The following is a 9,887-nucleotide window of genomic DNA, read 5'->3' as shown; positions in this document are numbered from 1 at the left end:
CAGGTGTATGGTGCTTGTAGGTATAGAATTTATTTCCTCGCACTTGTAATCCAATTGCACTCGATTCCGGAAAAAGTTTAACTTTAAAGCCATCCTTTTCTAGAGTTGGCACCTGCTGGAATGTACGGCGTGTTTGGGCAAAACCCACACCACCCCGCCAGTAAAGCTCTTATCAAAATAAGTTTTCCCTCTGGTGCTGTATCCCTGACTTTGGCACCAACAACAGAAGCTAGAAGCCGATAGGCAGAAATGTCCTGAGCTGCTGCCAAGTGACAGGATGAAGAAGCTGCGGTTTAATAGCTGAGCAATACATTGCTGGTTGCGCTCACCAGGCTTGCCTATAGCAAGGGGTTCCTGGAGATGAGGAAAAGCCTTAGCATCTGGCATTGGCTGGCCCGCCGATATGGGCTTAGGCTCTTGAGTGCTGCCGATATAGCCGTCAATGGCTCGCGGCCCTGGGATCTGCAAGTCCGCGACGAGCGGCTCTACCTGCGCTGCCTGCTCTATGGATCCCTGGGCTTTGGCGAGGCCTACCTGGAGGGCTGGTGGGATTGTGAGGCTATTGACGAGTTGGTTTGTCGTCTCCTCACCGGTCAGGCAGTGGAGCAAGTGGGCTGGCCGGTTCGGCTCCTGCTTGCCTTGGACAGTCGCCTCATCAACCGCCAGCGGGGTAAGGGAGCGTTTGTGGTTGGCCAGCGCCACTACGACCTTGGCCATGACCTCTACGAGGCCATGCTGGATCGCCGCCTGATCTATAGCTGTGCCTATTGGGATGGGGGGGCACAAACCCTCGACGAAGCCCAGGAAGCCAAGCTGGATCTCATTGCCCGCAAGCTAGATCTCCAGCCCGGCATGCGCGTGCTCGACATCGGCTGTGGCTGGGGAGGCACGGCACAGTACCTGGCCGAGCGCTATGGGGTGCAGGTGGTGGGCATCACCGTCTCGCAAGAGCAGGCCAAGCTGGCCAGCGAACGCTGCCGCGGCCTACCGGTAGAGATCCGGCTGGAAGACTATCGCCAGACGCAAGGAAAGTTTGATCGGATCCTTTCTGTTGGCATGTTTGAGCATGTGGGCTACCGCAACTACCGAACGTTCATGCGGGTAGCCCGTCGCCTTCTCAAAGACGATGGCTTGTTTCTTCTCCACACCATCGGCGCCAACGTTGCCTACCAGGGGCGGGATCCGTGGATTGAGCGCTACATTTTTCCCAACTCGATGCTGCCCTCACCTGGCCTCATCACGGCGGCCTTTGAAGGTCTGTTTGTGCTGGAAGACTGGCACAACTTTGGGACTAACTACGTGGCCACCCTAAAAGCTTGGCACACCAATTTTGAGCGGGCATGGCCCCAACTGGCTGGTCGCTACGACGAGCGCTTCCGCCGCATGTGGCGGCTTTACCTGCTGATGAGCGCCGGCAGCTTCAAGGCCCGAGCCAGCCAGCTTTGGCAACTGGTTCTCTCACCTCGAGGAGTGAGTGGTGGCTATCGCTCGGCGCGGTAGCGACACGGAAAGATCTCCCTTCCTGTTTCTCAGGATTCCCTTTCTCTTGAAGAGCCCTGTAGAGATGGGGCCGGCTCTTAACGTCAACTTAAATTTGGCCGTGTAGCCTGCTAATAAGCGCATACACTTATTCGCGCAAGGAGGTCGTCCCATGAAAAAGCTGGCTGAGCTTCCCCTGATCGGTCTCCCCATCGCCGCTGTGTTGACCACGTGGGCAGTGGTCACCTCGGCTCCTCCGGTAACGGGGGCGCCGACTGGCGGGCGCGCTGCCTTGGTGGTGGCCTACAACAGCCCGGAGAAATGGGCCAACTGGGGCGAGGTGCTCAAAACTTTCTCTGCTAAAACTGGCCTACAAGCTCCTTCGGATCCCAAAAACTCCGGCCAAACCCTGGCTGCCCTCAAGGCGGAAGCCGCGGCTCCTCAGGCGGATACGGCCTACTTTGGCATCGTGTTCGGCATTCAGGCTGCCGAAGCCGGGTTGCTGGAGCCCTACAAGCCGGCGGGATTTGCGGAGATCCCGGCAGGGCTCAAAGATCCCGAGGGCCGCTGGATGACGATCCATCAGGGTGCGGTAGCCTTCTTGGTCAACACCAAGGTGCTGGGCAACACTCCCATGCCCCAGTGCTGGGCTGACCTGACGAAGAACGAGTACAAGGGCAAGGTCGGTTTTCTGGATCCCACCCAGGCGGCCATCGGGTATTCGGTGGCCACGGCTGCCAACCTGGCCCTGGGAGGCACGCTGGAGAACTGGGATCCCGGCATCCAATACCTGGCTCAGCTCAAGGCCAATGACCTGCAGCTGCCGGCCCAGACGGCCACTGCCCTGGTTCAACAGGGCGAGATCCCCATTTTGATCGACGCCGATTTCAACGGCTACCAGCTCAAAAACAACGAAAACGCCCCCGTTGAAGTCGTCATCCCCTGCGAGGGATCCCTGGCCATCCCCTATGTCATCGGCCTGGTCAAAGGGGCGCCCAACCCGCAAGGGGGTAAGCAGTTAATCGACTTCACCCTCTCGAACGAGGGGCAGGCTTTGTTTGCCAAGAGCTACCTGCGGCCCGTGCGGCAGGTGAGTGTGGATCCCGGTATTGCCGCCAAGATGCTTCCGGACAGCGCCTATGCAAAAGTGACTGTGCCCGATTTCGCGCAAATGCGCGCCGTGCAAGAGCAATTTAACGAACGCTGGAAAGCTGAGGTCATGCGGTGATCCCAGGCACGGGACTTCGCTCTCCTTTGAGGTTGGCGGCGATGGGGCCGCGGTGGCTGGCTGCACCGCTTGTTCTCCTCTACGCGCTGGGGCTGTTGATCCCGCTGGTTGTGCTGCTGCGCCAGAGCTTGCTGGAAGAGAACGGCGGGAGCCTGACGCTGGAGAACTACGGGGCGGTGGTTACCTCGGCTGCCTATCGCCGCGCCTTGCTCAACAGCATCTGGATTGCTCTTGCCTCTACGCTGCTGGCTTTGATCCTGTGCTTTCCCGTAGCCATCTACATCGAGCGCTCCGCCGATCCCCACCGCCATGCCCTGGCTGTGGCCTTGAGCATTCCTCTTAGCCTGCCGGGGATTGTCATCGGGTTCTTCGTCATCCTGTTTTTTGGGAGGACGGGCCTGGTGCCCCAGCTTTTTTTGCTGCTGACGGGCGAGCGGCAACTGAGCTTGGCTTACACCTTTGGGGGCATGCTGCTGGGGTATCTGTACTTTCAGATCCCGCGGGTTGTGTTGGTGTTGCGGGGGGCGGTGGCTGCCCTTCCTCAGGAGGTGATCGAGGTGAGCCGTACGTTGGGAGCGACACCTTTGCAGGTGTACTTGCACGTGCTGTTGCCGGCGCTCCTGCCGGCTTTGCTCGGCGCTGCCAGCGTCAGCTTGGCCACTGCCTTTGGGGCTTTTGGCACGGCGGCCACCCTCAGCCGTGGCTTTCGCGTCTTGCCGCTGGAGATCGCTGCTTCCTTCACAGAAAGCTTTCAGCCGGGACGGGCTGCCAGCTTGAGCATTGTCCTGACCTTGCTCACCACAGCCATTCTGGTGGGCCTGGGCCAGGTTGCCGAGCAGGCCCTGCAGCCACAGCGCCCCGCAGCGGGATCATCTAGGGGGCCGCGGCCATGAAGCCCTTGTTTCCCCGGTCGCAAGGGGATCCCGTCCTGGCCATTGGGCGGGGGTTTACCTGGGCGGCGGCGATCTTGTGCCTGGCGCCCCTGCCCTTGCTGCTGCTGGTGGCTACCACAGCCAACTGGCCGCTGGGGGTTTGGGCCGGCGGGATCACCGGCAAGTGGCTGCAGGAGGGATGGGAAACGGTGCGACCCTATGCTTTTTTCAGCCTGCGGCTGGCGGGCCTTGTGCTGGGGATCAACCTGGCCGTCGGCCTGCCGGCAGCTTGGCTAATAGCGCGGCGGCGCTTTGTGGGTCGGCAGGTTCTGATGGCCCTGATCAATCTGCCGCTGGCCATTCCCGGCATCGCCATTGCCCTGGCCTTGATCCTGGCCTACCCGGCAGCTCGCGCCAGCGGGATCCTTCTCCTGCTCGGCCAGGTGATCTACACGTTGCCGTTTCTGGTGGCCACGCTGGTGCCGGCTCTGGCCCAAGGGGCATTGCTGGAGCAAGAGGCGGTGGCCCGCACCCTGGGCGCCACTTTCCTGCAACGCTTATGGCATGTAACGCTCCCCTCGATCCGCAGCGCCCTGTTGGCCGCTTTGCTCCTGGTCTTCACCCTCTCCATGGGAGAGTTCAACGTCTCTTTCTTTCTCTTCACCCCTCTCAACAAAACGTTGCCCATCGAGCTGTATTCTGCCTACATCACCAATCGGGTGGAGGTGGCAGCGGCCATGACTGCCCTTTTTCTTCTCTTCGTCGTGCCCGCTGCCATTGCCATCGAGCGACTGGGCGGTAGCAAGGTAGGACAAGCATGACCACCCCTGCTTCTGTCGTCTTTGACCGGATTGCCTACGCCTACATCCCCGGACGCCTAGTGGTCGAAGACATTAGCCTGCAGGTGCCGGCGGGAGAAATTGTGGTGTTGGTTGGCCCCAGCGGCTGTGGCAAAAGCACTCTGCTGCGCTTGGTGGCCGGCCTGCTGATCCCCGCCGAAGGCCGCCTTCTCATCGACGGCGCCGACACAAGCTCCCTGGGGCCAGAGAAGCGCTTGGTGGGCTGGGTGCCCCAAAGCTATGCCCTGTTCGAGCATCTCAACGTTCGCGACAACGTGGCTTTTGGATTGCGCATGCGGCGGATCCCCAGGCCTGTCATCTGCCGGAGGGTCACCGAGATGCTGGAGCTCTGCCGCATTGCCGAGCTGGCCGATCGTCCAGTTACCCAGCTTTCTGGGGGTCAGCGGCAGCGGGTGGCCATTGCCCGGGCTCTGGCCGTGTCGCCGCGGGTGCTGTTGCTGGACGAGCCGCTGGCGGCTTTGGATCCGCAACTGCGGGCGGCCATCCGGGCCGACCTGCAAGCCCTGTTGCGGGCCAGTGGGGTCACCACCCTGTTTGTTACCCACGACCAAGAAGAGGCCCTGGCCATTGCCGACCGGGTGGCGGTGCTGCAGGCGGGCAAGCTGGAGCAATTCGGGACGCCCCAGGAGCTCTGGCAAGCCCCGGCCAGCGCTTTTGTGGCTCAGTTTTTCGGGGGGGCAGCGGTGTTTTCTGCCCAACGTCTTGGACCTGGCCGCGTACGCCTTGCCCCCGGAGTAGAGGCGAACATTCCCTGGCAGTGCGATGGCCAGGTGGTGCAGGTAGCAGTTCGCAGCGGGGATCTGGAGCTTTTGCCCGAAGTTGGCCAATCGATGGAGGCAGGGCAGTTCGTGCCCACAGCCGTTGAGTTCGGAGGCGATGTCTTTAAGATCGCCGGGGAATTGATAGGCGCAGGCAAAGTCACGCTTCTGCACGACCGACCGGTTATCCTGGGGCAAAGCTACCCCGTTCGGGCCAAGCCAGGCCGCGTCCTCTCTGTCATTGGCCGGCCTTGCCACCGCCACTAGGGGATCCCACCTTTGCCGGCAGCCAACTTCAACTCCCCCCGCTTTTGTCGTATGCTTTCCAGAGTTGAAGCAGGCCGCGGGATCCCTGCCGGATAGTGCATAACCTTACAGCCTCTCCTAACTTTGTTCAGCCACTTTCCAATAGCAAGCCTGCGCGCTCACCAGGGATCAACCAGCAGGAGCACAGATGGCTACAGGAAACGACGGCACCCCAGCCAAAGGGCGGCCTGGTAGGCGTTGGGCCAAATCAGCCGACCTGCTGGCTCAAGGCAAGCTCAAACTCCGACCGGCCAAGGGCGGGCAAAGGCCGCAGGAGGTGGTGTACAGCAAGCTGCGGGAGATGATCTTGAGCAGCAAGCTGCAGCCGGGCGAGTGGCTGCGCCAGGAGCAGTTGGCCTCTCTTTTCGGCGTCAGCCGTACCCCTGTCCGCGAGGCTCTGCGCATGTTGAGCCAGGAACACCTGGTTGAGTTTGTTCCCAACTATGGGGTGCGGGTGGTGCCCCTCAGTTGGGAGGAATTTGAAGAGCTCTATGCCATGCGCATCGGGCTGGAAGGGCTGGCGGCGCGTCTGGCTGCGGAGCGAGCTACGCCCTCGGACGTGGGTGAGCTGCAACAACTCCTGGCTGCCATTGCCACGCTGGCCGAGGACGAGGATTTGTGGACCTATCTGCGCCAAGAGTGGCACTTTCGTCTGCGATGTTACGCCATCACCGGTCGGGAACAGTTGATCCAGCGAATCCGGAATCTGCGCGAGCACGCCGAGCGCTACCTGCGGCTGGCCTACCACGTGGAAGGCAAGATGCAGGAGTCGCTGGAGTTTCACCGCCGGCTCCTGAAGGCCATCGCTGCCCACGACGGCGCCGCTGCCGAACAGATTAACCAAGAAGCACTGCGCTGGACCCTGACCAATGCCGGCCCCATTGTGCGCGCCAGCCAAGCTATATAGGGATCCCCCCATCGCCACACCTAGTGCTTCTCCTCGGCAGGCTCTGAGGCGGCGTGCTACGATGACTTTTGATTATCATTCTCATTCAGGCAAGTGGGTTGATGCCCGAAGCTCTGCGGCAGATTGTGGGTCGCTTTCAAAAGGCCAGAACTTCTCGTCAGAAGTACGAGCTGCTGCTGGCCTATGCCAAGCGCCTGCCCCCTTTCCCCGATTCCCAGCGCACAGAGGAGAATCTCGTGCGGGGTTGTGCTTCGCGGGTGTGGCTGGCCACCGAGTTAAGGAACGGCAAGGTCTACATCCAGGGAGATGCCGATGCCCAGTTGGTCAAGGGCTTGGTGGCCATTTTGGTGGAGGGGTTGAGCGGCCTAGCGCCAGAGGAAATTTTGGGGGTTTCCCTGGAGTTTGTGCGGGAGATGGGCCTCAATTTCAGCCTTAGCCCTTCCCGCTCCAACGGCCTGGTGAGCATGTTCTCATTGCTGCAGCAGCGGGCCTTGGCTTTCCAGGAGTCAGGCGCTTCCGACGCTGCTGTCTCTGTCGTCTTGTGAGGTATTAGGACTCATGGCTAATAACTCTCTGCGTTCGGCCCGACCCGTGCGATCGCTGGTCTCGCTGGTGGCGGCCCTCTCGGTCGGGATCCTGGGTGGCTTGCAGATGCGCCAAGAAGAGTCCCGGGCCCAACGGGGATCCACCCCTCCGCAGGTGGTGACCACAATCCTGCCGATAACGCAATTTACCCGCGCCGTGGCCGGGGAGCGGGCCGAGGTGAAACCCCTGATCCCTCCCCAGATGGGGCCCCACGACTTTCAGGCTCGACCCGAGGATGCGCGCCTGCTGTCCCAGGCGGATGTGCTGGTGATCAACGGGTTGGGAATGGAGACCTTTTTGGAGGGATTGATTGCCAACGCCGGCAATCCGAAGCTGCGCATCATTGACAGCAGCCAAGGGATCCCGACTTTGCAGACCCAGGAGCCAGAGCATGGCCACTCCCACAGCCATGGCCATTCTCATGGTCACGGCCACAGTCATGGACACTCTCATGGGCACAGCCACGGCGAGTTGAACCCCCACATCTGGCTGGATCCCAGGCGGGCCATTCAGCAGGTGGAAAACATCCGCGATGGCCTCATTGCTGTCGATCCAGAAGGGGCAGAGATCTACCGCGCCAATGCCGCTGCCTTTATCGAGCAACTGGAAGCTTTGGATAAAGAAATCGAGCAGAAATTAGCTCCCTTCGCCGGCAGGAGCTTTGTGGTCTTCCACGACCTTGCCCCTTACTTTGCCGAGCGCTACAACCTCAAAGCGGAGTTCCTGGTGGAGATCCCGGAAGCCAGCCCCTCTCCGGAAGATGTGCGCCGGGTGATGGAGACGGTGCGGCAGTCGGGCCTAAAGACAATCCTGGTGGAGCCACAAGTGGGGAAGGACAACCCCTTTGAGGTCTTGGCCCGGGATCTGGGGGTACAAGTCCGCGTGTTCGATCCCTTGGAAACGGCTGGCCCAGAGGGGATCGAGCCGGAGTACTACCTAACCATCCTGCGGCAGAACGTGGAAAACCTGGTCTCCGCCTTCGAGAAAGAGAAGGCCTGGGTTCCCCTGCAGTTGCCCTTGGTGGGTCAGACTGCTCTCGAACACCTGCTGGCGAGGGGGCGATGAGCTTCCATTCTGGCGAGGTTGTCCTGCGGGTGGAGGGGCTGACGGTCTATCGGGGATCCCACTTGGCCGTGCAGAACGTGTCGTTTGCGCTAGAGGCGGGATCCCATACGGCCATTGTTGGCCCCAACGGCGCCGGCAAGAGCACCTTGGTGCAGGCCATCTTGGGCATCCTGCCGCGGCAGTGTGGCTCGGTTTACATCCTAGGGGAGCCGCTGCGTCTGTCGGGGTACTTGCCCCAGAAAGTGCGGCAGCAGCTTGCCTATGTGCCGCAGCGCTTGCACTTCAACCCCGCCATTCCCCTGACGGTGGCGGAGTTTGTCGCCCTGGGCTGGGGATCCCTTAGGCCCCGCTGGCCCTGGCAGCAGCGAGCTGCTCGGCAGGAGGCCGTCCAGAAAGCCTTGCAACGGGCCGAGGCTCTGCACCTGGCCTCTAAGCCCCTGGGTCAACTGAGCGGCGGCGAGCTCAAACGGGTGTTGTTGGCCTATTGTCTAGTCTGGCCGCGGCGGCTGCTGGTGCTGGACGAGGCCCCCGCTGGTCTAGATAGCCTCAGCGAAGGGGAATTCTATCGGCTATTGGAAGAGCTGCGCCGCTCCCTGGGCTGGGCCATCCTGCAGGTCTCCCACGACCTGGAGATGGTGTCCCGCTACTGCGACCGCGTGTTGTGTCTCAACCGCTCCCTGATTTGCCAGGGATCCCCTGAAGCGGCCCTGGCGCCGGAGATGCTAAGCCGCGTCTACGGCCCCGCGTTTGCCCGCTACATCCACCACCACTGAGGAGGGGCAATGCCGGAGACCTGGGCGCAGGTGGTGGAATGGCTGCAGCTGCCCTTCATGCAGCGGGCTCTCCTAGGCGGCATCCTGACGGGGGTGACGGGGGGGCTTTTGGGCAGTTTTGCCATCTTTCGGCAGTTGGCGTTTTTTAGTGATGCCTTGGGGCATTCGGCGCTGCTGGGTATTGTCCTGGGAGTGGCCCTGGGGCTGGATCCCACAGCGGTGCTGATGGTGTTTGGGGTAGTGTTTGCCCTGGGGGTGACTTTTGTCCTGGAACGCACCCAGCTTTCGGCAGATGCGGTGCTAAACATCATCTACTCCTCCTCCTTGGCTCTAGCCATCATTGGCCTCAGCCTGATCCCTGGCTACCGCGGCAACCTTAACCAGTTGCTATTTGGGGATATTCTCGGCATCAGCCTGCCGGCCTTGTGGATGAGCGGCCTGCTCCTGCTCTTGGCCCTGGGGTACATTGGGCTGACCTTGCCTGCCCAGATGCTGCTCACCCTGGATGAGTCGCTGGCGCGGGCGCGGGGGGTAGAGGGGGGCTGGCAGCGGTTGGCCTTTGTGGTGCTGCTGGCTTTGGTGGTGGCCCTGTCGATCCGCTCGGTGGGGGTGCTATTGGTGAGCGCTTTTGTGGTGATCCCTGCTTCGACGGCGCGGCTTTTGGGATCCAACTTTACAACGTATGTGTTGCTGGCCATGGGCTTGGGGGGCTTGAGTGCGGTGTTGGGGATCCTCCTCTCGGCTGCCTTCAACCTGCCCTCCGGCCCCAGCATTGTGGCCACCCAGTTGCTGTTTTTTCTCCTGGCCATGGGGCTGAAGGGGGGAGCGCAACTGCTGCGGCGCTAGCTGCCGGCCATTCCCAAAATTCTCTCTGGCAGAAGCTGGCCGAACAGGCGGCGGTAGCTCTCCGGGAAAACCTGGCCCATGAGGGTGGGCTGCTCGTAAACCCGCTTCAGGGTGTTGAGATCCCGTTTGGTGATGGTGGGCACCCGCAGCAGGCGGCGATTGCCGGTAGCCGCTGCATGGTGGCCGCCGTACATCAGATCCCGCGGGT

At 61.5% G+C, this 9,887-nt stretch carries 10 protein-coding genes and 1 pseudogene; 10 read left to right on the top strand and 1 reads right to left on the bottom strand.

The window, feature by feature from the left end; all coding sequences use genetic code 11:
• Positions 1–360: 360 nt before the first annotated feature.
• The 10 genes from cfa to NW857_RS10075 all read left to right on the top strand — a co-directional run bounded on the left by cfa (position 361) and on the right by NW857_RS10075 (position 9,679).
• Positions 361–1,500, top strand: a complete 1,140-nt coding sequence (gene cfa / locus NW857_RS10120; RefSeq protein WP_414368855.1) for a cyclopropane fatty acyl phospholipid synthase — start codon at positions 361–363, stop codon at positions 1,498–1,500.
• Between the two features lie 151 nt (positions 1,501–1,651).
• Positions 1,652–2,707, top strand: a complete 1,056-nt coding sequence (locus tag NW857_RS10115) for an extracellular solute-binding protein (RefSeq protein ID WP_414337272.1) — start codon at positions 1,652–1,654, stop codon at positions 2,705–2,707.
• Positions 2,708–2,748: 41 nt separating this feature from the next.
• Complete coding sequence (locus tag NW857_RS10110) at positions 2,749–3,600, top strand: ABC transporter permease (protein ID WP_414337271.1); 852 nt, start codon at positions 2,749–2,751, stop codon at positions 3,598–3,600.
• The gene (locus NW857_RS10105; RefSeq protein ID WP_414337270.1) at positions 3,597–4,400 is read left to right on the top strand and encodes an ABC transporter permease; all 804 of its coding nucleotides are present in this window, start codon (positions 3,597–3,599) and stop codon (positions 4,398–4,400) included. Before NW857_RS10110 ends, NW857_RS10105 begins: the two co-directional genes overlap by 4 nt.
• Positions 4,397–5,464: an ABC transporter ATP-binding protein gene (locus tag NW857_RS10100; RefSeq protein ID WP_414337269.1), complete on the top strand. Its 1,068-nt coding sequence runs from the start codon at positions 4,397–4,399 to the stop codon at positions 5,462–5,464. Before NW857_RS10105 ends, NW857_RS10100 begins: the two co-directional genes overlap by 4 nt.
• Before the next feature lie 187 nt (positions 5,465–5,651).
• Complete coding sequence (locus NW857_RS10095; RefSeq protein WP_414368853.1) at positions 5,652–6,410, top strand: GntR family transcriptional regulator; 759 nt, start codon at positions 5,652–5,654, stop codon at positions 6,408–6,410.
• Positions 6,411–6,511: 101 nt separating this feature from the next.
• Positions 6,512–6,955, top strand: coding sequence for a SufE family protein (locus tag NW857_RS10090; protein ID WP_414368851.1), 444 nt, complete (start codon positions 6,512–6,514; stop codon positions 6,953–6,955).
• Positions 6,956–6,968: 13 nt separating this feature from the next.
• Positions 6,969–8,060 (top strand): metal ABC transporter solute-binding protein, Zn/Mn family, encoded by a 1,092-nt coding sequence (locus NW857_RS10085; protein ID WP_414368849.1) that lies wholly within the window; start codon positions 6,969–6,971, stop codon positions 8,058–8,060.
• Positions 8,057–8,833: a metal ABC transporter ATP-binding protein gene (locus tag NW857_RS10080; RefSeq protein WP_414335857.1), complete on the top strand. Its 777-nt coding sequence runs from the start codon at positions 8,057–8,059 to the stop codon at positions 8,831–8,833. The genes NW857_RS10085 and NW857_RS10080 overlap by 4 nt, the downstream gene beginning before the upstream one ends.
• A gap of 9 nt (positions 8,834–8,842) precedes the next feature.
• Positions 8,843–9,679, top strand: a complete 837-nt coding sequence (locus NW857_RS10075) for a metal ABC transporter permease (RefSeq protein WP_414368847.1) — start codon at positions 8,843–8,845, stop codon at positions 9,677–9,679.
• Here NW857_RS10075 and NW857_RS10070 read toward each other — a convergent pair.
• Positions 9,676–9,887: pseudogene (locus NW857_RS10070) on the bottom strand (hypothetical protein); the annotation flags it as partial. The gene NW857_RS10075 and the pseudogene NW857_RS10070 sit on opposite strands and share 4 nt — an antisense overlap.

This window comes from Synechococcus sp. H55.9 (assembly GCF_047462355.1).
Lineage (GTDB): Bacteria > Cyanobacteriota > Cyanobacteriia > Thermostichales > Thermostichaceae > Thermostichus.
The sequence above is the reverse complement of the archived record's forward strand: the minus strand, read 5'-3'. Positions and strand labels throughout refer to the sequence as shown.

What these genes read in the sequence shown, in the direction of transcription:
- cfa (WP_414368855.1), top strand. Translation starts at nt 361, where the DNA reads ATGAGGAAAAGCCTTAGCATCTGGCATTGGCTGGCCCGCCGATATGGG.
- NW857_RS10080 (WP_414335857.1), top strand. Translation starts at nt 8,057, where the DNA reads ATGAGCTTCCATTCTGGCGAGGTTGTCCTGCGGGTGGAGGGGCTGACG.
- NW857_RS10095 (WP_414368853.1), top strand. Translation starts at nt 5,652, where the DNA reads ATGGCTACAGGAAACGACGGCACCCCAGCCAAAGGGCGGCCTGGTAGG.
- NW857_RS10110 (WP_414337271.1), top strand. Translation starts at nt 2,749, where the DNA reads ATGGGGCCGCGGTGGCTGGCTGCACCGCTTGTTCTCCTCTACGCGCTG.
- NW857_RS10115 (WP_414337272.1), top strand. Translation starts at nt 1,652, where the DNA reads ATGAAAAAGCTGGCTGAGCTTCCCCTGATCGGTCTCCCCATCGCCGCT.
- NW857_RS10100 (WP_414337269.1), top strand. Translation starts at nt 4,397, where the DNA reads ATGACCACCCCTGCTTCTGTCGTCTTTGACCGGATTGCCTACGCCTAC.
- NW857_RS10075 (WP_414368847.1), top strand. Translation starts at nt 8,843, where the DNA reads ATGCCGGAGACCTGGGCGCAGGTGGTGGAATGGCTGCAGCTGCCCTTC.
- NW857_RS10085 (WP_414368849.1), top strand. Translation starts at nt 6,969, where the DNA reads ATGGCTAATAACTCTCTGCGTTCGGCCCGACCCGTGCGATCGCTGGTC.
- NW857_RS10090 (WP_414368851.1), top strand. Translation starts at nt 6,512, where the DNA reads ATGCCCGAAGCTCTGCGGCAGATTGTGGGTCGCTTTCAAAAGGCCAGA.
- NW857_RS10105 (WP_414337270.1), top strand. Translation starts at nt 3,597, where the DNA reads ATGAAGCCCTTGTTTCCCCGGTCGCAAGGGGATCCCGTCCTGGCCATT.